Annotated in this window: 19 protein-coding genes; 6 read left to right on the top strand and 13 right to left on the bottom strand. The window is 66.5% G+C overall.

What is annotated here, in order from left to right; genetic code table 11:
• Position 1: 1 nt before the first annotated feature.
• The 3 genes from ACVWYO_RS20660 to ACVWYO_RS20670 form a co-directional block, all read right to left on the bottom strand.
• A complete protein-coding gene (locus ACVWYO_RS20660; RefSeq protein ID WP_457354050.1) occupies positions 2-736 on the bottom strand; it encodes an N-formylglutamate amidohydrolase in 735 nt (244 codons plus the stop codon).
• Positions 737-941: 205 nt separating this feature from the next.
• Positions 942-1,766 carry a 4-(cytidine 5'-diphospho)-2-C-methyl-D-erythritol kinase gene (locus tag ACVWYO_RS20665; protein WP_457354052.1) on the bottom strand — a complete coding sequence of 275 codons (825 nt, stop codon included), beginning with the start codon at positions 1,764-1,766 and terminating at the stop codon, positions 942-944.
• 120 nt (positions 1,767-1,886) lie between these two features.
• Entirely contained in the window at positions 1,887-3,530 is a 1,644-nt protein-coding gene (locus ACVWYO_RS20670) for an electron transfer flavoprotein-ubiquinone oxidoreductase (protein ID WP_457355081.1), read from the bottom strand.
• A 146-nt stretch (positions 3,531-3,676) separates the two neighbouring features.
• Here ACVWYO_RS20670 and ACVWYO_RS20675 point away from each other — a divergent pair, with 146 nt between their 5' ends.
• From ACVWYO_RS20675 to moaB, 3 genes are read left to right on the top strand one after another with little or no spacing between them, the layout of a single operon-like run.
• Positions 3,677-4,429: a uracil-DNA glycosylase gene (locus tag ACVWYO_RS20675; protein WP_457354053.1), complete on the top strand. Its 753-nt coding sequence runs from the start codon at positions 3,677-3,679 to the stop codon at positions 4,427-4,429.
• Positions 4,426-6,228 (top strand): transglycosylase SLT domain-containing protein, encoded by a 1,803-nt coding sequence (locus ACVWYO_RS20680; RefSeq protein WP_457354055.1) that lies wholly within the window; start codon positions 4,426-4,428, stop codon positions 6,226-6,228. Before ACVWYO_RS20675 ends, ACVWYO_RS20680 begins: the two co-directional genes overlap by 4 nt.
• Positions 6,218-6,745, top strand: a complete 528-nt coding sequence (gene moaB / locus ACVWYO_RS20685) for a molybdenum cofactor biosynthesis protein B (RefSeq protein ID WP_457354057.1) — start codon at positions 6,218-6,220, stop codon at positions 6,743-6,745. The genes ACVWYO_RS20680 and moaB overlap by 11 nt, the downstream gene beginning before the upstream one ends.
• On the opposite strand, the gene ACVWYO_RS20690 is transcribed toward moaB, so the two are convergent.
• Complete coding sequence (locus tag ACVWYO_RS20690; protein WP_457354059.1) at positions 6,742-7,776, bottom strand: FUSC family protein; 1,035 nt, start codon at positions 7,774-7,776, stop codon at positions 6,742-6,744. The genes moaB and ACVWYO_RS20690 overlap by 4 nt on opposite strands.
• Before the next feature lie 9 nt (positions 7,777-7,785).
• Positions 7,786-8,124: a VOC family protein gene (locus ACVWYO_RS20695; protein WP_457354060.1), complete on the bottom strand. Its 339-nt coding sequence runs from the start codon at positions 8,122-8,124 to the stop codon at positions 7,786-7,788.
• A gap of 56 nt (positions 8,125-8,180) precedes the next feature.
• Here ACVWYO_RS20695 and ACVWYO_RS20700 point away from each other — a divergent pair, with 56 nt between their 5' ends.
• Both ACVWYO_RS20700 and ACVWYO_RS20705 read left to right on the top strand, forming a co-directional pair.
• Positions 8,181-9,254 (top strand): PA0069 family radical SAM protein, encoded by a 1,074-nt coding sequence (locus ACVWYO_RS20700; protein ID WP_457354062.1) that lies wholly within the window; start codon positions 8,181-8,183, stop codon positions 9,252-9,254.
• Positions 9,251-9,544 carry a DUF167 domain-containing protein gene (locus ACVWYO_RS20705; protein WP_457354064.1) on the top strand — a complete coding sequence of 98 codons (294 nt, stop codon included), beginning with the start codon at positions 9,251-9,253 and terminating at the stop codon, positions 9,542-9,544. The genes ACVWYO_RS20700 and ACVWYO_RS20705 overlap by 4 nt, the downstream gene beginning before the upstream one ends.
• Positions 9,545-9,550: 6 nt before the next feature.
• Here ACVWYO_RS20705 and ACVWYO_RS20710 read toward each other — a convergent pair whose 3' ends face one another.
• The 7 genes from ACVWYO_RS20710 to ACVWYO_RS20740 all read right to left on the bottom strand — a co-directional run bounded on the left by ACVWYO_RS20710 (position 9,551) and on the right by ACVWYO_RS20740 (position 21,035).
• Complete coding sequence (locus tag ACVWYO_RS20710) at positions 9,551-11,131, bottom strand: long-chain fatty acid--CoA ligase (protein ID WP_457354066.1); 1,581 nt, start codon at positions 11,129-11,131, stop codon at positions 9,551-9,553.
• A 103-nt stretch (positions 11,132-11,234) separates the two neighbouring features.
• Positions 11,235-14,828, bottom strand: coding sequence for a DNA polymerase III subunit alpha (gene dnaE / locus ACVWYO_RS20715; RefSeq protein ID WP_457354068.1), 3,594 nt, complete (start codon positions 14,826-14,828; stop codon positions 11,235-11,237).
• Positions 14,829-15,067: 239 nt separating this feature from the next.
• Positions 15,068-15,547: a glutathione peroxidase gene (locus ACVWYO_RS20720; RefSeq protein ID WP_457354070.1), complete on the bottom strand. Its 480-nt coding sequence runs from the start codon at positions 15,545-15,547 to the stop codon at positions 15,068-15,070.
• A complete protein-coding gene (locus ACVWYO_RS20725) occupies positions 15,544-16,119 on the bottom strand; it encodes a GNAT family N-acetyltransferase (protein ID WP_457355083.1) in 576 nt (191 codons plus the stop codon). The genes ACVWYO_RS20720 and ACVWYO_RS20725 overlap by 4 nt, the downstream gene beginning before the upstream one ends.
• Before the next feature lie 20 nt (positions 16,120-16,139).
• Positions 16,140-16,814: an ABC transporter ATP-binding protein gene (locus tag ACVWYO_RS20730; RefSeq protein WP_133188066.1), complete on the bottom strand. Its 675-nt coding sequence runs from the start codon at positions 16,812-16,814 to the stop codon at positions 16,140-16,142.
• Positions 16,807-18,057, bottom strand: coding sequence for a lipoprotein-releasing ABC transporter permease subunit (locus ACVWYO_RS20735; protein WP_457354073.1), 1,251 nt, complete (start codon positions 18,055-18,057; stop codon positions 16,807-16,809). The genes ACVWYO_RS20730 and ACVWYO_RS20735 overlap by 8 nt, the downstream gene beginning before the upstream one ends.
• Positions 18,058-18,557: 500 nt before the next feature.
• Positions 18,558-21,035 (bottom strand): TonB-dependent receptor, encoded by a 2,478-nt coding sequence (locus ACVWYO_RS20740; protein WP_457354075.1) that lies wholly within the window; start codon positions 21,033-21,035, stop codon positions 18,558-18,560.
• A 265-nt stretch (positions 21,036-21,300) separates the two neighbouring features.
• Here ACVWYO_RS20740 and ACVWYO_RS20745 point away from each other — a divergent pair, with 265 nt between their 5' ends.
• Entirely contained in the window at positions 21,301-21,765 is a 465-nt protein-coding gene (locus ACVWYO_RS20745) for an Hsp20 family protein (protein WP_457354076.1), read from the top strand.
• Between the two features lie 82 nt (positions 21,766-21,847).
• Here the strand turns inward: ACVWYO_RS20745 and ACVWYO_RS20750 are convergent, their stop codons facing one another.
• Positions 21,848-22,114 (bottom strand): DUF1294 domain-containing protein, encoded by a 267-nt coding sequence (locus tag ACVWYO_RS20750; RefSeq protein ID WP_457354078.1) that lies wholly within the window; start codon positions 22,112-22,114, stop codon positions 21,848-21,850.
• Between the last annotated feature and the right edge of the window lie 17 nt (positions 22,115-22,131).

Consider the following 22,131-nt stretch of genomic DNA (forward strand, 5'->3'; position numbering starts at 1 on the left):
CCTATTGCGTAGGAAGATCCTCGGACGCAAGTCTGTTGCCGATATCGCACAAGATTGGCGCGAGGATCGCGGTCCAGCGATCGACACCCGCCGGGTCGGCGATGAGATCGTTGCGGATTTCGATCGACAGGCTGGGAATGTGGTTGCCCTCGCCGTGACGGTCGAGCGTCGCGTTGAGCAGCTGCCCCGAATAGGGCTCGTTGTCGCCGGTAACGAGACCCTGCGCGGCGAGCAGCGGCAGCGTGAGATCAGCAGCGCGGCGATCCGTGTTCGAGAGGATGCCGATCTCCCACGGACGTGGCGCACCGTCGCCGTGTTCGAGCCTTGGCGTGAAACTGTGGATCGCTGCGATCAGCAATGGCTGCGTCGCGACGACCAGCTCGGCGAGCGCGTCGTGGTAGGGGGTGTGGAAGCGGGCGATCCGGTCGGTGCGGTCGGCGGTAGCGTTGCCGGGGATGGCATGGCCGTCGCTCGCCAGCGGGATCAGGCCGGGATGGTCGGTCGAACGATTGAGGTCGATCACCAGTCGCGAGAGCGTGGCGAGCAAGGCGGGGGCACGCAGCTCTGCTGCGAGCGATTCGGTGAGCGCGGCGGTCCCGATATCGATCGCGACATGCTTTTGGAGCAGGTCGGGCGCGACGCCGAGGTCGATGCCGTCCGGCACCGCATTCGACGCGTGATCGCAGACCAGCAGGATGCCGCCGGGTTTCCCGGGAATGATGTGAGGCAGCGTCATCGGGTCACGACCGGGGGGGTGAAGTCGATATCACCACCCCGGCCGGGGAATGGCGCACGGCAAGACCATGGACCATCAACGGGCGCTCCGCGGCGGGCGGCGGACCCATCTTGCTCTACCACAGCAAGGCGCGCGCCACTCGCGGTTTTCCGTCGATTTTGCGGCTGGCACGCGAGCGCCTGTCCCAGAATGACGCTCCGGTGTGTCACGCGAGTGTCGTTTCGAGACACCAATAGCCGGGCCGCGCCGCGCGGATCCGCTCGGCGGCGGCGCGGCGCTCGGCCGTGGTCGCGTAGAGCGCGAAGCACGTCGCGCCCGAACCCGACATGCGCGTGAGCCGCGGCGTGCCCTCGGCCAGCAGCGCAAGTACGGCGTCGATCTCAGGCGCGAGGCGGCGCGCGGGCGGCTCGAGGTCATTGTGCGCGGCAAGCGCTACGTCGAGCACGTCGCCCTCGGGCATCGCGCCGAGATCCACGCCGTCCCACGCCTTGAACACCGCAGCGGTCGACACCGCGACGCCCGGATTGACGAGCAGCACCGGCATTCCGGTGGGGCCGTCTAAGGGAACCAGGCGCTCGCCCCGCCCCTGCCCCAACGCGGTCCGGCCGAGCAGGCACGCCGGGACGTCCGAGCCGAGCGCGGCGGCGATGTCGAACAGCTTGGGATCGTCGATCGCAATGTCATTGGCGCGGGCGAGCGCGCGGAGCGCCGCCGCGGCATCGGCCGAGCCGCCGCCGATCCCCGAGGCGACGGGCAAATGCTTGTCGAGCGTGAAGGCGCCTTCCTCCGGTAGGTCGAAGGCGGCAGCGAAGGCACGGGCGGCGCGCAGCACGAGGTTGTCGCCCTCACCGCTCAAGCCTTCCGAGAAAGGCCCGGTGATCGCCAGCGAGAGTGGCCCCGGCGCGAGCGTCACCGTGTCCCCATCGGCGACGAATGCGAACAGCGTCTCGAGCTCGTGATAGCCGTCGCTCCGCCGCGCGCGGACGTGGAGCGCGAGGTTGATCTTGGCGGGGGCGGTTTCGGTGATCATTCGCTTCGTCCGGTTGAGAGCGCCGCGGCGAAGCCGCGTCGTCGGACGGCGCTGTTGACGCCGCCGGCCGGGCGCGCCTTGGGGCTTGCTGCAGTTTCGCTGCGGCTTGCCCGGCGCGCCTCACATATTGGGATAATTGGGCCCCCCGCCCCCTTCAGGCACGACCCAATTGATGTTCTGCGTCGGGTCCTTGATGTCGCACGTCTTGCAGTGGACACAGTTCTGCGCGTTGATCACGAACTTGGGATCGCCGGTTTCCTCACCGACGATCTCGTACACGCCCGCCGGGCAATAGCGCTGCGCGGGCTCGTCATACAGCGGCAGGTTGTGCTTCACCGGAACGTCCGGATCCTTGAGCGTCAGATGGACCGGCTGGTCCTCCTCGTGATTGGTGTTCGAGACGAACACCGAGGACAGGCGGTCGAAGGTCAGCACGCCATCCGCCTTGGGATAGACGATCGGCTGGACCTGATCCTTGCGCCACAGGCTCTCGTGATCGGGATGATGGTGCAGCGTGAACGGCACCTTGAGCCCCCAATGCTCGAGCCACATCGTCACGCCAGCGAGCCCCGAGCCGACGAAATCGCCGAACTTCTTGACCAGCGGCACGACGTTGCGGACGACCGACAGCTCCTGCTTCACCCAGCTCTGCTCGAACGCCGCGGGATAGGCCGCAAGCTCGTCATGTTCGCGCTGGCTGAGGATCGCCTCGGCGGCGGCCTCGGCGGCAAGCATGCCCGATTTCATCGCGGTGTGCGTACCCTTGATCCGCGGCACGTTGAGGAAGCCCGCGCTGTCGCCGATCAGCGCCGCTCCGGGCATGACGAGCTTGGGGATCGACTGCAGCCCGCCATCGCTGATCGCACGCGCGCCATAGCTCACGCGCTTGGCGCCCTTGAGCAGCGCGGCGATTTCGGGATGCGTCTTCCAGCGCTGCATCTCCTGGAACGGCGAGAGGTAGGGATTGGTATAGTTGAGCCACGTCACGAAGCCGATCGACACCTGGCCATTGGCCTGGTGATAGATCCAGCCGCCGCCGTTCGACCCGTGCGTCTCGCTCAGCGGCCAGCCCTGCGTGTGGATCACCCGGCCGGGCGAATGCAGCGCGGGGTCGATGTCCCACAATTCCTTGACGCCGAGGCCATAGACTTGCGGATCGCTGTCCTTGGCGAGATCGAAGCTGCGGATCAGCTGCTTCGACAGATGCCCGCGACACCCTTCCGAAAAGAAGGTGTATTTCGCGTGGAGCTCGAGTCCCGGCGTATAGTCGCCCTTGTGCGTGCCATCGCGCGCGACGCCCATGTCGCCGGTCGCGACGCCCTTTACCGAGCCATCGTCGTTATAAAGGATCTCGGCCGCAGCGAAGCCGGGGAAGATCTCGACGCCGAGCTCTTCGGCCTTGCCCGCGAGCCAGCGGCACAGATTGCCGAGACTTCCCGTGTACGTGCCCTTGTTGTGCATGAACGACGGCGTGAGGAAATGCGGCAGGTTGCGCTTGCCGCTTTTGCTCAGCACCCAGTGATGGTTCGAGGTGACGGGCACTTCTGCGAGCGGGCAGCCATCCTCGCGCCAGTTCGGCAGCAATTCGTCGAGGCTCTTGGGATCGATCACCGCGCCCGAAAGGATGTGCGCGCCGACCTCGGAGCCCTTTTCGAGCACGCAGACCGAGAGATCGGCGCCCTTCTCGGTCGCCACCTGTTTCAGCCGGATCGCCGCCGATAGGCCCGATGGGCCGGCGCCGACGATGACGACATCGTACGGCATGGACTCGCGATGGTTTTCGCCTTCACTCACGTTACATCTCCACCCGGGGTGCCGTCGCGTCGGTCTCGTCGCGCGCGCGGCACTTCCTGTCCTGCTGCGCGTGCCAGCGAATTGACCTTCGCGTCAACATCGTACCTATAGGACATATGGGGGCTGACCAAAATATCGACTGGCGGATCGCCGCGGCGAGCGCGCTCGAGTGGTGGCGCGACGCCGGCATCGATGCGCTGGTCGACGAGGTGCCGCGCGACTGGACCGCCGCCCCGGCCGTGCCGGTCGTCGTCCCAGAGCAGCGCGCACGCGTTGCCGCCGTAGCGGAACCGGTCGTCCTGCCGCTGCCGCGCACGCTCGAAGATTTCCTGACGTGGCGCGGCGGCATGGATGCGCCTGAGGCCGAATGGCGCGGCGATCCGATCGGCGCTTCGGGCGATCCGTCGGCCGACATCATGATTTTGACCGACGTGCCCGATCGCGAAGATGGCGAGTCGGGCAGCCTGTTCAGTGGGCCGGTCGGGCAGTTGTTCGACCGGATGCTCGCCGCGATCGGGCGGAGTCGCGATTCGGTCTATCTCGTGCCGATGTGCAGCAAGCGTCCGACCGCGGGGCGGATCGCGCCCGAGATCGAGCAGCGGATCGTCGAGGTTGCGCGGCATCACGTCACCTTGGTGAAGCCGATGCGGCTGCTCGTGCTCGGAAATGCGCCGAGCCGTGCCTTGACGGGGATGGACGTCGCGCATGCCCGCGGTAGTTTACACCCAATTAACCTAGAGGGTGGCATGCCGGCTGTGACGGTCGATGTGGTGGCCAGTTTCCATCCGCGGCTCTTGCTGGAACGCCCGGCCGAAAAGGCCCGGGCGTGGAAGGATTTACAGATGTTGATCGCAGGGTTGGGCGCATGAGCGCAAAGCGGGTTCTTCTCACCGCTCTTCTTTTGGCGGTGCCCGGCATCGCCCAGGCGGCGGGCGAGCCGCCGATGGCCTCTGTCCAGACCAGCCAGCGCAGCATCATCCCAACGCAGCTCGATCCCGAACAGCGCGACGGCTATCGCGCGGTGTTCGCGAGCATCCGCGCGCAGAAGTGGCAGGATGCGCAGCTGCTGCTAACCTCGCTCAAGCCCGGTCCGCTCCACGCGATCGCGCAGGCAGAACTGCTGACCGCCAAGGGATCGCCCAAGGCCGATCTCGACCCGCTGATGAAGCTGCTCGCCGATGCGCCCGAATTGCCGCAGGCCAAGCAGCTCCTGACGATGGCGGCCTCGCGCGGCGGCGTCGGCCTGCCGCCCTTGCCCGAGGCGCGCGCGCTGCGCTGGATCGACGGCGCACCGGCCCGCAAGCGCGCCAAGAGTTTTGGTAATGGCGACATGGTCGCGGTCGAGCTCGCGCTCAAGATGCAGCCGCTGATCAAGGAGGATCGCGGCTTCGAAGCGCAGCAATTGCTTGAATCGACTCCCGGCCTATCGTCCGATTCGATGACCGAATGGCAGCGCAAGATCGCCTGGATGTATTATCTCGCGGGCGACGACGCCAACGCCCGCACGATGGCGGCGCGCGCCGGCAGTGGGTATGGCGATTTCGCGGTCGAGGCGGTCTGGGTCGGCGCGCTCGCGGCGTGGCGCCAGCATGATTGCGCCGCGGCGGGCGATCTCTTCCAGAGCGTCGCTGCCCGCGCGAGCGATATCGAACTGCGCGCCGCCGGCCTCTATTGGACCGCACGCGCCGACATGCAGTGCGGCCGGCCCGACCGGATCGAGAACCGCCTCAAGAACGCCGCGCAATATCGCGAGACCTTCTACGGCCTGCTCGCGCGCCAGGCGCTCGGTATCAAGGACGCCCCCAATCGCGCGGTGACGCTGTCGGCGGCGAGCGACTGGCAGCAGGTCGGGCGCCGCCCCAATGTCCGTGTCGCCGCCGCACTGGTCGAGATCGGCGAGAACGGCCTTGCCGATACGGTGATCCGCCAGCAGGCGCGGATCGGCGATCCTTCCGAATATCCCGCCCTGGTGCGTGTCGCGGCGGCGCTCGATCTGCCCGCGACGCAGGTCTGGCTGTCGCATAACGGCCCGGTGGGTGCGACGCCGCCGCTCGAGGCGCGCTTCCCCGCGCCCAATTGGACCCCCGACGGCGGCTGGCGCGTCGACAAGGCGCTGGTGTTTGCGCATACGCTCCAGGAATCGCGCTTCCGCACCGATGTGGTGAGCCCGGCCGGCGCCTACGGTCTTATGCAGGTGATGCCGCGCGCGGCGACCGACATCGCGCGCAAGCAGGGCCGCAGCTTCGACCGTGGCGCGCTGTCGCGACCTGGCACCAATTTCGAAGTCGGCCAGAGCTATCTCGAGCAATTGCGCGATCAGCATTGCACCGAGGGGCTGCTCCCCAAGGTGATCGCAGCGTACAATGCCGGCCCGGGGCCGGTCGAACTGTGGAACGCACAGGTCCGCGATGGCGGCGACCCGCTGCTCTACATCGAGTCGATTCCGTATTGGGAGACCCGCGGCTATGTCACCACGGTGCTGCGCAATTACTGGGTCTATGAGGCGCAGACCGGCAAGCCCGCGTCGGTCAGCCGCGCGGCCCTCGCGCAGGGCATGTGGCCACGCTTCCCCGGCCTGCCGGGGGCGACGGCGGTGCGGCTGACGTCGAGCAACGGCTATCGCGCCTCGGCGAGCCTTCCCAGCAAGGCGGTCGCCAGTGCCAATTGACGAAGGTGCGACGTTCCTTCCCGTCCGGATTGCCGTCCTCACCGTTTCCGACACGCGCGGCCTTGCCGATGATCGTTCGGGCGACACGCTCGTCGCGCGGCTGAGCGAGGCGGGGCACGTCCTCGCAGCGCGCGAGATCGTGAAGGACGATGCCGATCTGCTCGTCGCCACGCTGCACCGCTGGATCGACGATCCCGAGGTCGACTGCATCATTTCGACCGGCGGCACCGGCGTGACCGGGCGCGACGTCACGCCCGAGGCGATCGAGCGCGTCGCCGACAAGCTGATCCCAGGGTTCGGCGAGCTGTTCCGCTGGCTGAGCTTCAAGACGATCGGCACCTCGACCGTCCAGTCCCGCGCCTGCGCCTGCGTGACGCGTGGAACCTACATCTTCGCGCTGCCGGGTTCGACCGGCGCGGTGAAGGATGGCTGGGACGGCATCCTCGCGAGCCAGCTCGATAGCCGGCACAAGCCCTGCAACTTCGTCGAACTGATGCCACGGCTGCGCGAGCGCTAGATCGCACGCGCGGCGGGTTGCGCCCCGCGCGCCAGCACCCAATCCATCGCGAGATTGACGAGCAGCACGATCGCACTGCCCGCCAGCGTCGCGATGAGCCGGTCGAGCAGCAGCCCCGCGGCGCTCGGATGGTCGAAGTCGAGCACCAGCAGGATCATCGGCGTCATCGCCGCGGAATAGAGCAGATAGCTCCGCGCGCGCAGCACCGGCATCGCGCTGGCCAGGGCGGCGATCGCGACGACGGTGGCCGCGAGCGTTTGCGTCACCGCGAGGATCGACCACGTCAGCACCACCCCTAGCGTCACCCCCAAGGTGCGCTGCGTTAGCTTGACCGGAAAGCGTTCGAAGGTCCGGCCGGTTAGCAGGACAACCGTGATCAGCAGCCAGGCGCCGTGATGCGCGCTCCAGGCATGCCGTGCGATGCTGGCGGCGGCGAGACCGGCCGTTAGCCGTACGCAATACTGCCACGCGTTCCATCCGCGCACTCGCTTGCGAAACGCCACGATCTGCTGCTTGTGGCGATGGGGCGACGGCGGGTCGGCGGCAACTTGGCGGCCGATCATGCGGCACAAGACGATGTTCCACACCGCGCCGAGCGCGAAGGCCGCCGCGGCCAAGGCGAGATCGGACGCGCTTTCGAACACGCTGATGCACAACACGAGATAGACGCAGAACTGCACGCTGGCGACCGCCAGCCGCCGGCTGTAGCCACCAGCAAGTGCCGCCACGCCGGCGACGACGATCAGCGCCGCGTCGCCCCAGGGAGTCCCCGCGAAGGCCAGCGCCGCGCCCACCGCCGCTAGGGACAGGCCAATCGCCTCGGTCACGCCCCGCGCCTCCCGCGTTCCGCCGCCGAGCAGCATCGCGCCGAGCCCGATCCCAAGCCCGATTTGGGTAGGCCCGATCCACCAGCCGATCAGCACCGGCACTGCGACGCCGACGATCCCGATTACCACGGCGCGCGACGGGATCGCCGTCTGTTCGGTGGCGAACACCGCGCGCACATGAGGGTGAGCGAATCGCGTCTTCATTCCAATAGCTTAAGCCTCGTAGGTGGCAGCCGCCAGTTCGTGCCCGGCACTATCGCGAAAATGAAAGCGGCGGCCTTTGGGGAAAACGAAGATGGCGCGGGTGATTTCGCCGCCGGCCGCCCGGACTGCGGCTTCGGTCGCTTCGAGGTCGTCGACCTGGATCACCGCAAGCGCCGCAGCGGTGGCCTCGGCCGGATCCGCCTGGAACCCGATCTCGGTATCGCCGGTCGTCGTCGCGGCATAGCTCGGGCCGAAATCGCTGAACTGCCAGCCGAACGCCGCCGAATAGAAGGCCTTGGCCGTTGCGGTGTCGCCCACTGGCAGCTCGAGATAGTTCAGTCGCGCCATGACCCGTTCCCCTTAATGTTCTTGTTACGTTCTGATATGCTCGCTACACGCTGTCAATGGCCGACAAACGCCCCCAGCGCGGCGCCACGCTCAACCGCGAGAGCGCCCGATTCAATCTGCCCGAACGCGCGATGGATGGCGACTGGCTCGATGATCGCGAGGGGCTCGACGGTGCGCCGCCGCGGTTGCGGACCACGGTGACGGTCGAGCGGGCCCGCACAATCATCAGCCGCAACAGTTCGCCCGACATCGGCTTCGATCGCTCGATCAACCCGTATCGCGGCTGCGAGCATGGCTGCATCTACTGCTTCGCGCGGCCGACGCATGCGTTCCACGATATCTCGCCCGGGCTCGATTTCGAGAGCAAGCTGTTCGCCAAACCCGATGCCGCAACCTTGCTCCGCGCCGAACTGGGCAAACGGGGCTATGTCGCGCAGCCAATCGCGTTCGGCACCAATACCGATCCCTATCAGCCGATCGAGACCGATTGGCGCATCACGCGTGCCTGTCTCGACGTTCTCGCCGAGACCAACCACCCGCTGACGATCACGACCAAATCCGACCGCGTCGTCCGCGATATCGATCTGCTCGCGCCGATGGCGGCGAAGGGGCTGGCGGCGGTGGCGATGTCGCTGACCTCGCTCGACCCGAAGATCGCGATGACGCTCGAGCCGCGCGCGCCGACCCCGACGCGGCGGCTGGCGGCGGTGCGTGCGCTTGTCGCGGCGGGGATCCCGACGCACGTCTCGATCGCGCCGGTGATCCCGGCGATCACCGATCACGAGATCGAGCAGCTGATCGAGCGGGCGGCGGATGCGGGCGCGCGCTCGGTGTCGTTCATTCCGGTGCGGCTGCCGTGGGAGGTGGCGCCGCTGTTCAGGGCGTGGCTCGACGCGCACTTCCCCGACCGCGCGAGCAAGGTGATGGCGATCATCGGCTCGATCCGCGAGGGCCGCGAGAACGATCCGGGCTTCTTCACGCGGATGCGCGGCAGCGGACCATGGGCCGAGCTGCTGCGGACGCGCTTCCAGATCGCGTGTCGCAAACATGGCATGAATATGGAGCGGATTGCGCTACGCAGCGATCTGTTCCGCCCGCCGGCGGGGCCGCAGGGGGATTTGTTCGGATGAGCCGCGTCAAACATCGCCTGCCCGACCGTGCGGCGGTGCTCGCTTTGGTCGACGCGCGCGGACAGATCGCGGTTCGCGCGACGCCCAACGCAAGCGCCAACACGGTCGTGCTGCCCGCCGCGGGGGCGCCGCGCGTGCTGATCGTTCGCACGACGGTCACGCCTGAGGACGGCAAGGCAAATGAGGCGATCCTGAGCCTTCTCGCCGAGGCGCTCGGCTGCCCGAAATCGGCGTTGACGCTGGTGCGCGGGGCGACCGCGCGCGACAAGCTGGTACAGGTCGCGCGCTAGGTCGGGCTATTTCGCCAGCACATGATCCTTGAAGCGCGCGCGCAGCGCGGTCTTGAGGATCTTGCCGGTCGCGGTGTGCGGCAGATCGTCGACGAACACGATCTCGTCGGGCAGCCACCATTTCGCGACATGCTCGCCCAGATGCGTCCGGATTTCGGCGGCGCCAACCGTGCTGCCGGGCTTGCGCACCACCACCAGCAGCGGGCGCTCGTCCCATTTCGGATGGTAGATGCCGATCGCAGCGGCTTCCGCAACGCCGGGGCAGCCGACCGCGGCGTTCTCGAGATCGACCGACGAGATCCACTCGCCACCCGACTTGATCACGTCCTTGGCGCGATCGGTGATCTGCATCGTGCCGTCGGGGTGGAGCACCGCGACGTCGCTGGTGTCGAACCAATTGTCGGCATCGACCGCGTCCTCCTCGGCGCCGAAATAGCGCTGGACGATCCAAGGACCGCGCACCTGCAGCCTTCCCGAAGAAACGCCGTCGCGCGGCTGCTCCCTGTCATCGTCGTCGAGCACGCGGAGTTCGATCCCGAACGGGATGCTGCCCTGTTTCTGCAACAGGTCGAGCTGATCATCGCGCGACAGCTCGTCCCACTCCGGCGGCGGCGCGGCGGCGGTCGCGACGGGCGATGTCTCGGTCATCCCCCACAGATGGATCACCTTGATCCCCATATCGAGGAAGCGCGCAATCATCGCGCGCGGTGCGGCGGAGCCGCCGACGGTGATCGCCTCGAGCGTGCGCGGCAGCTCGCGGGTTGCGTCGATATGCTGGAACAAGGCAAGCCACACCGTCGGCACGCCGCCCGCCAGCGTCACACGCTCGCGGTTCATCAGGCCGCACAGCACCGCGGCATCGTTGACCGCCGAGAAGACGAGCTTGGTCCCGGCAAGCGGCGCGGCGAAGCACAGCCCCCAGGCGGCGGCATGGAACAGCGGCACGATCGGCAGCACGGTCGAACGCGCGCTCAGCGTCATCACCGCGGGCGAGGCGGCGTGCATCGCGTGGAGCAGCGTCGAGCGGTGCGTGTAGAGCACGCCCTTGGGATTGCCCGTCGTACCGCTGGTGTAGCAGAGCATGCACGGCGTGCGCTCGTCGCCCTCGACCCAGGCATAGGCGCCGTCCTCGGCGTCGAGCAGCGCATCGAAGGCGCCGTCGTCGAAGCAGATGTAATGCTCGATGCTGGTCCAGAGCGGCTTGAGGCGATCGATCAGCGGCTGGAACTGTTTGTCGTAAAGCAGCACGCGGTCTTCGGCGTGGTTCGCGATGTAGACCAGCTGTTCGTCGAACAGCCGCGGATTGATGGTGTGGACCACCCCGCCCATCCCGATCGTACCGTACCAGGCGACGAGATGCGGTCCGTGGTTCATGCCGAGCGTGGCAACGCGGTCACCCGGCGCGATACCGAGCCGCTCCAGCGCTTGCGCGAGGCGTTTGGCGTCGTGCGCGACACCTGCCCAACTGCTGCGCGTCTCGCGGCCATCGGCCCAGCGCGTGACGATCTCGCGCCGGCCATGTTCGCGCGCGGCATGATCGAGCAGCCGCGGCACCCGCAATTCGAAATCCTGCATTCCACCGAGCATCTTAAACTCCCCTCCCGCTTGCGGGAGGGGTTGGGGGAGGGCATGTGTTCGCCCGCTCTCCACACTCCCCTCCCCTAGCCCCTCCCGCAAGCGGGAGGGGGATTTAGCCCACCAGCGACAGCTGTGCGCCGCTGGTGCGCAGCACCACATTGCCGACATCCTGCAGCGCTTCGATCCGCCCGACAAGCTCGCCGTCGAGCAGGAAGTCGCGCCCGAGCAGGACGCGTGCAGTATTCCCGTCGGGAACCGCCACCGTCGCCCACACCTCGCCGCGCGCGCCGCGCGCATCGCCGAGCATCGCAGCGAGCGACGCCATGCCGGCCGGCGAGTCGATCGTGAGATCGAGGCTGAAGCGCGCATCGTTGGCGAGCGCCTCGAACGGCTGGATTCGCTTGACCGAAACGCGCGGCGTTTCCTCGCCCGGACGCCGGTCCAGCTCGACCGTCACCAGCCCGCAGCCGCCGTTGCGCGCCGCTTCCTCGAGATCGGCGGCGACCGAATCGTCGAAACAGGTCGCGACGAACTGCCCCGATGGATCCGACAAGGTCGCCATCAGGTAGCGCTTGCCACGCGCCGAAGTCCGCCAGCGCGCATCCTCGACCAGCGCGGCCATCGTCGCCCCGGTGCGCGTGCCGTCGTCGGGGATGTTGAGCTCGCCCAGCGTCGCAAAGCTGCGCGCGCCGTGCATCTTGGCGAGGTGGCTGTGGCGATCGACCGGGTGCGCCGAGAAATAGAATCCGAACGCCTCGCGCTCCTGATCCATCCGCTCGGCGAGCGTCCAGCGCGCCGACAGCGGGAGCTTGATCGGCGGCTCGGATGCCTCGGCGGTGCCGAACAGACCGCCCTGCCCGCTGGTCTTCTGCTCGTGGATCCGCGCCGCGGTCGCCAGAATCGTCTCGGCGCAGGCGAGAATGCCGGCGCGATTGTCGTTGAGCCCGTCGAACGCACCCGCCGCGGCGAGCGTCTCGAGCTGGCGCTTGTTCATCACGCGCGGGTCGATCCGGCGCGCGAGATCGTCGATCGACTCGAACCGCCCGCTCGCATCGCGCTCGGCGACGACCTTCTCCATCGCCCCCTCGCCGACCGATTTCAGCGCGGCGAGCGCGTAGCGGACCGCCAGCCCGTCGCCGCTGTCCTCGACCGTGAAGTCGGCTTCGCTGCGCAGGATGCACGGCGGCAGCAACTTGACGCCAAGCCGTCGCATGTCGTCGACGAAGATGCTGAGCTTGTCGGTCAGCGTAAGATCGAAGCACATCGAGGCGGCGAAGAATTCGTGCGGGTGATGCGCCTTCAGCCACGCCGTCTGGTACGACAGCAAGGCGTAGGCCGCGGCGTGCGATTTGTTGAAGCCGTAGCCGGCAAACTTGTCGATCAAGTCGAACAGCTCGTTCGCCTTGGCAGCCTGGATGCCGTTGATCGTCAGGCACCCTTCGGCGAAATGGGCTCTTTGCGCGTCCATCTCGGCCTGGTTCTTCTTGCCCATCGCGCGGCGCAGCATGTCGGCCTGGCCGAGCGAATAGCCCGCGAGGATCTGCGCGGCCTGCATCACCTGTTCCTGGTACACGAAGATGCCGTAGGTCTCGGACAGGATCCCTTCGAGCAGAGCATGCGGATATTCGATCGGCTCGAGCCCGTTCTTGCGCCGCCCGAACATCGGGATGTTGTCCATCGGGCCCGGGCGATAGAGCGAGACGAGCGCGATGATGTCGCCGAAGTTCGACGGGCGGACGGCGGACAGCGTGCGCCGCATCCCCTCGGATTCGAGCTGGAAGACGCCGACCGTGTCGCCCTTCTGGAGCAGTTTGTAGACGCCCTCATCATCCCATTCGAGCGCATCGAGATCGAGCACCACGCCGCGCGCGGCGAGCAGGTCGATCGCCTTCTTGAGCACCGACAGGGTCTTGAGGCCCAAGAAATCGAACTTCACGAGACCCGCGCCCTCGACATATTTCATGTCGAACTGGGTGACGGGCATGTCCGAGCGCGGGTCGCGATAGAGCGGCACGAGATCGGCGAGCGGCCGGTCGCCGATCACCACGCCCGCGGCGTGCGTCGAGCTGTGGCGCGGGAGGCCCTCGAGCTGCATCGCGAGGTCGAGCAGGTGGCGGACGTTGCTGTCCGACTTGTATTCGGCGTGGAGCTCGACCACGCCGTCGATCGCGCGCTTCAGCGTCCAGGGGTCTGCCGGCAGGTTGGGGATCAGCTTGGCGAGCCGGTCGATCTGGCCATAACCCATCTGCAGCACGCGGCCGGTGTCCTTGAGAACGGCGCGCGCCTTCAAGCGCCCGAAGGTGATGATCTGCGCGACCTGGTCTCGGCCATATTTCTCCTGGACGTAGCGGATCACCTCGCCGCGGCGGGTTTCGCAGAAATCGATGTCGAAGTCGGGCATCGACACGCGTTCCGGGTTGAGGAAGCGCTCGAACAGCAGGCCGAGCTTGATCGGATCGAGATCGGTGATCGTCAGCGCCCAGGCGACGACCGACCCTGCGCCCGAGCCACGCCCCGGGCCGACCGGTATGTCGTGATCCTTCGCCCATTTGATGAAATCGGCGACGATCAGGAAGTAACCGGGGAAGCCCATCTGGATGATGACGTCGAGCTCGAAATCGAGTCGCGTGCGGTAGACGGCGCGCCAGTCACTATCCCTCTCCCGCTCGCGGGAGGGGTTAGGGGAGGGCCTGTCAGCGGGCGTCGGGCTCTCAGCAGACGCCCCTCCCCCAGCCCCTCCCGCGAGCGGGAGGGGAGCAGAAACGGCCAGCTCCGCGATCCGGTCGAGCCTTCGTTCCAACCCCGCATGCGCATCCGCGCGCAGCTTCGACGCTTCGGCGGTCGGATCGCCCGCGAGGCTCGGCAGGATCGGCTTGCGCTTCGGCGCTGCGACACCGCAGCGCTGCGCCACCACCAGCGTATTGGCTATCGCCTCGGGCAAATCGGCGAACAGCTCGCGCATGTCCTTGGCGGGCTTCATCCATGCATCGGGCGAGCTGCGGACGCGGTCTTCGCTCGCGATATAGGTCGAGCTGGCGATGCACAGCAGGATGTCATGCGCCTCGCTGAACCCCGGCTCGGTGTAGCAGCACGGATTGGTCGCGACGATCGGCAGGTCGCGCGCATAGGCCAGATCGAGCAGCGCACCCTCGGCCTTGCCCTCGATTTCGTCGAGCCGGCGGGTGAGTTCGATGTAGAGCCGGTCGGGGAACAGCGCCTGGAGCTTGTCGCAATAGGCGAGCGCGCGATCGGGCTGATCCTCGGCGAACAACCGCGCGAGCCCGCCCTCGCGACCTGCGGTGAGCGCGATCAGGCCATCGGTGCGGCCTTCCAACGCGGCGAAATCAACGTGCGCAGCGAGTTCGAGCGGGCGGTCGAGATGCGCCTGCGACACCAGCACGCAGAGGTTCTGATAGCCGACATCGTCCTGCGCATAGAGCGCGATCCAGTCGAGCACCGGCGTCGTGCCCTCGGGCATACCAGGGCGGCAGACGCCGAGCATCGCGCCGATGATCGGCTGCACGCCTGCGGCGCGCGCCGCGTCGGAATAGGCCATCGCGGCGTAGAGGCCGTTGCGATCGGTCAGCGCGGCGGCGGGAAACCCGAGTTCCTGCGCGCGCTTGGCAATGGCTTTCGGCTCGATCGCGCCGTCGAGCATGGTGAAGGAGGAGAAGATACGAAGGGGTACGAAACCGGAATGCGACATGGAAATGACTATGGGGGGTGCGCCGGTTTTGGGGAAGGCGGTGACTCGGAAAATGCGGTGGATATCCTCCCGATTTAGCCAGATGAGACGGGTCGGCTCGTCTCATCCCCCATCGTCATGCCGGGCTTGTCCCGGCATCCACCGCGCCGCACCTCCCACGGCCGCTCGTCTCGTACGACGGTGGACCCCGGCACAAGGCCGGGGTGACGAGCGGCGTGCGAGATGAACCGCGGCGCCGCTTACAGCAGCTTAGCGATGTCCGCCTCGATATCGGCAGGCTTGGTCGTCGGCGCATAACGCTCGACCACACGGCCGTCCTTGCCGACGAGAAACTTGGTGAAGTTCCACTTGATGCCCTGCAGGCCGAGCAGCCCTGGCGCTTGTTTCTTGAGCTCGGCGAACAACGGATCGGCGTTCGGTCCGTTGACGTCGACCTTGGCGAACACGGGGAAGGTCACATCGTAGGTCAGCGAACAGAAAGTGGCGATCTCGGTGGCATCGCCCGGTTCCTGCGCGCCGAACTGGTTGCATGGAAAGCCGAGCACCTCGAACGGCTGCCCGGCGAACTTGCGGTGTAGCGCCTCGAGCCCCTCATATTGCGGGGTGAAGCCGCATTTCGAGGCGGTGTTGACGATCAGCAAGACCTTGCCGGCATAGGCGGAAAGAGCGACAGGCGAACCATCGGCGGCCCTGACGGTAAGGTCGGTGATCGCGGTCATGCGGATTTCCCTTCGTTGCGCGCGAGCAGGAAGCGCAAATTGCGCTCGACGCCCGCCCATTCGCTGGCGATGATCGAATAGACCACAAGATCGCGCACCCGGCCATCCATCACCTGATGGTTGCGCAGCACCCCGTCGCGCTTGGCGCCGAGGCGCTCGATCGCTGCCTGCGAGCGCTTGTTGAACCAATCGGTGCGGATCTGCACGACATTGCAGCCGAGCACCTCGAAGGCATGGCGCAGCAACAGCAGCTTGGCCTCGGTGTTGACCCCGCTGCGCTGGACAGACCTGGCGTAGAAGGTGCCGCCGATCTCGAGCCGCTTATGCTGCGCGCTCATCCGCATGTAGCGCGTGAGCCCGACCACGCGACCGTCGGGCGTGCAGACGGTGAACGGCATCGCGCGGCCGAAGTCGCGTTCCTTGAACAAGGCCGCCATGAAGGCGTCGGGGTCGGTCAGCGTCGAGACGTTGGTGAAGAACAGCGCGCTGATGTTCCCGTCCGCCGCCGCCGCGACGATCGCGTCGCGATCCTCGGGCACCGTCGGGCGCAGCGTGACGTGCCGCCCGACCATCGTCGGCGCCTCGGTCCAGCTCACGCCAGCCGCCCCTCGTGCAACCGCACCACACGGTCCATCTTGAGCGCCATCCGCTCGTTGTGCGTCGCGACCAGCGCCGCGGTCCCCTCGCCGCGCACCAGCCGGAGGAATTCGGCGAGCACCACGTCGGCGGTCGCCTCGTCGAGATTGCCGGTCGGCTCGTCCGCCAGCACCAAAGCCGGCTGGTTGGCGAGCGCGCGCGCGACCGCGACGCGTTGTTGCTCGCCGCCCGACAATTGGCTCGGACGATGCGTCAGGCGATGGCCGAGGCCGAGCGCGGTGAGCAACGCCGTCGAGCGCTCGTTGGCTTCCGCGCGAGTCTTGTCGCGGATCATCTGCGGCAGGACGACATTCTCGGTCGCGTTGAAATCGGGCAGCAGGTGATGGAATTGGTAGACGAAGCCGAGCTTGTCGCGCCGGACGCGCGTGCGCCCGTCCGAATTGAGCCGCGCGGTCTCCTCGCCATCGATCAGGATCGAGCCGCCGAAGCCGCCTTCGAGCAGTCCGACCGCCTGAAGGAGCGTCGACTTGCCCGAGCCCGAGGGGCCGAGCAGCGCGACGATCTCGCCCGCGCCGACTTGCAGATCGACGCCGCGCAGGACCTCGATCGTCTGCCCGCCCTGTTCGAAGCTGCGCGTCAGCCCGGTGACGCCGAGAACCGGATTATTCATAGCGCAACACCTGGACTGGGTCGGTGCTCGCCGCTTTCAGCGCGGGGTAGAGCGTGGCGAGGAAGCTGAACAGCAGGGCCATCAGCGCGATGACGGTGACTTCGACCGGGTCGGTCTTCGACGGCAGTTCGCTCAGGAAGCGGATCGAGGGATCCCACAGGTTCTGGCCCGTCACGAGCTGGACGAAATCCACCACGCTCTGGCGGAAATAGAGGAAAATAAAGCCGAGGATCAGCCCTGCGACCACGCCTAGCGCGCCGATCGTCGTGCCGACCGTCATGAAGATGCGGATCATGCCGCCCCTGCTCGCCCCCATCGTCCGCAGGATCGCGATGTCGCGCGTCTTGGCGCGCACCAGCATGATCAGCGACGACAGGATGTTGAACACAGCGACAAGGATGATGATCGACAGCACGGTGAACATCGCGACCCGCTCGACCGCAAGCGCCTCGAAAAGCTGCGCGTTCATCTGCCGCCAGTCCTGGATCACGCCCATCTTGCCGACCTTGGTGGCGAGCGGTGCGAGGATCGGTCCGACCTGATCCGCATCCTTCGTCTGGAGTTCGACCATGTTGACCGAATCACCGAGCATCAGGAGCGTCTGCGCATCCTCCATCGGCATGACGATATAGGCCTTGTCGTAATCATAGACGCCGATCGTGAAGATCGCGCCGACGGTATATTGCACGATCCGCGGGACCGTTCCGAACGGCGAGGTCTGGCCTTGCGGGCTGATCAGCGAGATCTCGCTGCCGACCACCGCGCCCAATTGGTCGGCGAGCCCCGAACCGATCGCGATCTGGCGGCTGCCCGGCACGAGCGACGCCAGCGAGCCCATCACGACCTTGCTACCGATCGCCTTGTTCGAACGGATGTCGGAAACGCGCATGCCGCGGACCAGCACGCCTTCGACACGGCCGTTATAGGTCGCCATCAGCGGCTGTTCGATCAGGGGCGTCGCGCTGGTGACACCCGTGGTCGTCTCGGCAAGTCCGACGACTTGACGCCAATCGCGCATCTGGCCGCCATAGGCCTGGACGACGGCATGGCCGTTGAGGCCGACGATCTTGTCGAACAGTTCGGCGCGGAAGCCGTTCATCACGCTCATCACGATGACGAGCGCGGCGACTCCGAGCATCACGGCGACGAGACTGATACCGGCGACGAGGAAGATGAACCCCTCGCCCTTGCCAGGCAGCAAATAGCGCCGGGCGATCATGCGTTCATAGCGGGAGAGGATCATGCGCTGCGCTCTAGGCCGCGGCCGATGCGCTGGCAACCGCTTCCCCCGAACGTTGCAGCTGTTGCGAAAGCGCCACAGGAGTGTCGCAATCGGTTCGCAACGGCCACATTCCCCATGACAAGCACCCGACGCGCTCGTAACGCTTTTGTCACTGACACACAGGCAATGGCCGTGGGTTCGGGGACTGGCCTTCAGCGCCGCCGCAGGGCTGGCAGCGAAGGTCGAAATGGGGGCTGACGAGCGATCGTCACGCAGGCGTCCGGGTCGGAAACGGCCCGGACGTTTGCGTTTGGGCGAAGGCGGCCGTGCCGGCCGCCGGTCCGCACAGCGGATCGCCCAAACCGGGCGGCGGGTCGAGCGAGGCGCGAACCCGTCCGACGGCGGCTTTGCCGACCGGCGCTTTCCCACTCGTCGCCCCGGCGAAGGCCGGGGCCGCTGTGAGTGTGGCACCCGCCGGACATACCTCCAGCGGCCCCGGCCTCCGCCGGGGCGACGCTTCCTCAAAACGTCTTGGAAATCGTCCCCCCGAACGTCCGCGGATCGCCCGGCTGCCCGACGATCAGCCCCGTGCTCCCCGACTGCGTCGACAGCAGCTCGAAATAGTCCTGATCGAACGCATTGCGCACCCAGGCGTAGACGTTGAAATCCTTCTTGCGATAGCCGAGCCGGAAGTTCGAAAGCGCGTATCCGTCGATATAGGTGTACACCGACGGCGACGGGTTCGACGAGAAGCGCGTGCGGTAATTGCCGTCATAGCCGAGATAGACCTGGCCCCCGGAGGAATCGACCGGAACGTTATATTCCGCGCCGTACGACAGCGACCATTTCGAGATGCCGGGCAGACGCTGGCCGGAAATGTCGCACGCTGCCGGGCTGACGCCACCCGCAACGCCCGCCGCGGTCGCGGGGCTGGTCGCGCTGGCCGCGGTGCCGCCGGTCAGCTCGGGCGGGCACGGCGCATTCTTGAAGTCGATATATTTGGCGTCGGTGTACGCACCGTTGAAATAGAGATTGAAGCGCGGCGTCGGGCGGTAGGTCGTGTCGAATTCGAACCCGCGCGAGCGGACCTTGCCGGCATTGGCAAGATAACCGCGGATCACGTTGATCGCATTGTTGTTCACGGTCGCCTGGTAATCCTTGATGTCGGTCCAGAAGCCCGCAAGGTTCACGGTCAGGCGGCGATCGAGGAACTGCGTCTTGAGGCCGATTTCGTAGGCGGTGACCTCTTCGGGCTTCACCGTCTGCGTCGTCAGATCGACCCCAGTGCTGGTCGAGTTGAGGGGCAACCCGGAAAGATTGATGCCGCCCGATTTGAAGCTGCGCGAATAGGTCGCATAGCCGTGGACGTCGGACCCGAAATCGTACGACGCAGTCAGATCGCCCGACACGTTCCAGGCGCTGAACCGGGGATTGTAGCTCTGCGGCGCGAGCGTGTTGATCTGGTTCTGGAAGGTCGTCCCCGCCGCGATGCTGCGCGCGCGCGCGGCAGCGAGCAGGCTCGCGACATTGTCGGCGGTCGCGACGAAATCGTACTGGCTGTTGTGGATGCTGACGACCGAAACGTACGATCCCGATTTCTTGTCGTAATTGACGCGCAGACCCGGCTGGAGGTGAAATTTCTCGGTCACCGCCCAGTTGAGCTTGCCGAACACCGCGAAGCTGGTGTTGTCGAACGCGATCGTGTTGGTCGAGGTCAGCCCGTTAAGCACATTGGGGTTGGCCGCATCGGCGCCCGACAGCAGGAAGCGACTCGCCGCCGCCCCTTGCGCCTGGACGCCCTGGGTATTGATCGTCTGATTGAAGAAGAACGCGCCGACGGTGTAATCGAGCCTGTTCTTCCCGTTCGACGCGATCCGGACTTCCTGCGAATATTGCTTCTGCTGCGACGGGTTCTGCGAGATCGTCGTAATCGGCAGGCCGATGAAATCGCGGTCGTTGGCGGGCTGCCAGTCCCAATAGCGCCACGCACTGACCGACGTCAGCGTCGCGGGCCCCAGATCCCAATTGGCGACGAGCGAGGCGCCGCCGACTTCCTGGCGCGAATTGATCGTCGAATCGAGATCGGTGACGCGGTCGAACGGATTGGTGCTCGGCGGGGTATAACCGAAATTCGCCGCGAGCGCGGCATATTGCCGGCTGGCGACCCGCTGCGTCGTACCGACGCGCGCATAATATTGCGCGCAGCACAGCGGGTTCTGGACGTTGAAATCGCCCGACAGCGTCAGGCTCAGCGAGTCGGTTGGCTTGTAGAGCACCTGCCCGCGGAAGCCGACATTGCGCTGGCGGTGGAGATCGGTCTTGCTCGTGACGTCATAGATCGTGCCGTGCCGCGTCGTCGCCGAGGTCGACAGGCGAATGGCGAGGTTGTCGGTGATCGGCCCCGAGATCGATGTCTTGGCCTGGACGAAATCGTAATTGCCGACGCTCACTTCCGCGCGCGCCTCGGGCGAGAAGCTCGGCGCGCGGGTCGTGATGTTGAGCGCGCCCGACGTGGTGTTCTTGCCATAGAGCGTGCCCTGTGGCCCGCGTAGCACCTCGACGCGGTCGACATCGATGAAGTCGAAGGTCGCCGCCCCCACGCGGCCGATATAAACGCCGTCGATATAGAAGCCGACGCCCTGCTCGATCCCGTCATTGGTCAGCCCGAACGGCGCGCCGAGCCCGCGGATGTTGATCGCCGAATTGCGCGGGTTGCTCGAATAGAATTGCAGCGAGGGGACCTGCTGCTGCAGCCGGTTGACGTTGAACGCGCCGCTCTCCGCCAGCGATTTGCCGGTCAGCACCGACAGCGCGATCGGCACGGTCTGCTGGGTCTCGGCGCGGCGGCGGGCGGTGACGAGGATGTCGCCATTATCCTGGCTCTCCGCCGGCGTGGCGGCTTGCGGTTCCGCCGTCGGCGCGGTCGGTGGATCGGTAACGACGGCGGGGCCTCCCAATACGGTCGAAGCGAGCAGCAAGGCCGAAACGGAAGCGAGCATGAAGATCCCCTGTGGTCGGGTTGTTTCCGAGTCGCTCGCATATGCCCACTAAACTGGAGGAGTATCACTCGCCCTCGTTCTTGGGGCGTGGATAGATACGCTTTAGCGGTGCTTCAAAAATCCGGCGCGCGGCCTCTTGAACCCGGTGCGAGGCCAACCAGATTGAGCGCGTGCGGCGCTCGACACGAGGCTGCACCGGGCGGGTCGCGCAGCAGCGGACCCGGCTCGATCTGGACGACACTCGCTTTTTCGAAGGAGTAACCCCATGCGTACGTTCGATCTTACCCCCTATCGCCGCTCGACCGTTGGCTTCGACCGGCTGTTCGACATGCTCGAGGCCAATGCCCGCCAGGCGAGCGCGGACAATTACCCGCCCTTCAACCTCGAGCGACTCGATGGCGACCGCTATCGCATCACGCTCGCCGTCGCCGGCTTCGGGCGCGACGATATCGAGATCACCGCGCAGCAGAATTTGCTGCAGGTGAAGGGCCGCAAGGAAGCGCAGGACGAGAACTCGGCCGCGTTCCTGCACATCGGCATCGCCAATCGCAGCTTCGAACGGCGCTTCGAACTCGCCGATTTCGTGCGGGTTGAGGATGCGCGGCTCAACGACGGCCTGCTGGTGATCGACCTGATCCGCGAAGTGCCCGAGGCGATGAAGCCCAAGAGCATCGCGATCAAGACCGGCGCGCCGTTGGCCGCGGTCGAGGACAAGGCGCAGGCGGCGTAAGCGCTGCCACTGTCAAGGTATCGGTTAGGGCGCCCGGAGCGATCTGGGCGCCCTTTTCACGTCGGCAGCGATGACCGATCGATCAAAGGATCCAGAAACCCAGCGCTAGTCCCATCTGGATCGCGCAGATAAGCAGCAACCGGGTGGAGAACGGCGCCTTCCGGGTTTTGTGGCGGAACCAACGTCGCGCCAGAAGCGCGCCGGGCGACCCGCCTATTGCCGCCAAGGTCAGAAGGTCGGCTTCGGATATCCTGCGCGCACGGGCTATCGCCCGCTGCTTATCCTGACGGAAGCGCACTATCGTCCAGAGGTTGATGACCAGCAGGACGGGAATCGCAAACCACACCATCGCTAACGCGCGAAGCG

The organism is Sphingomonas sp. UYP23 (assembly GCF_054059235.1).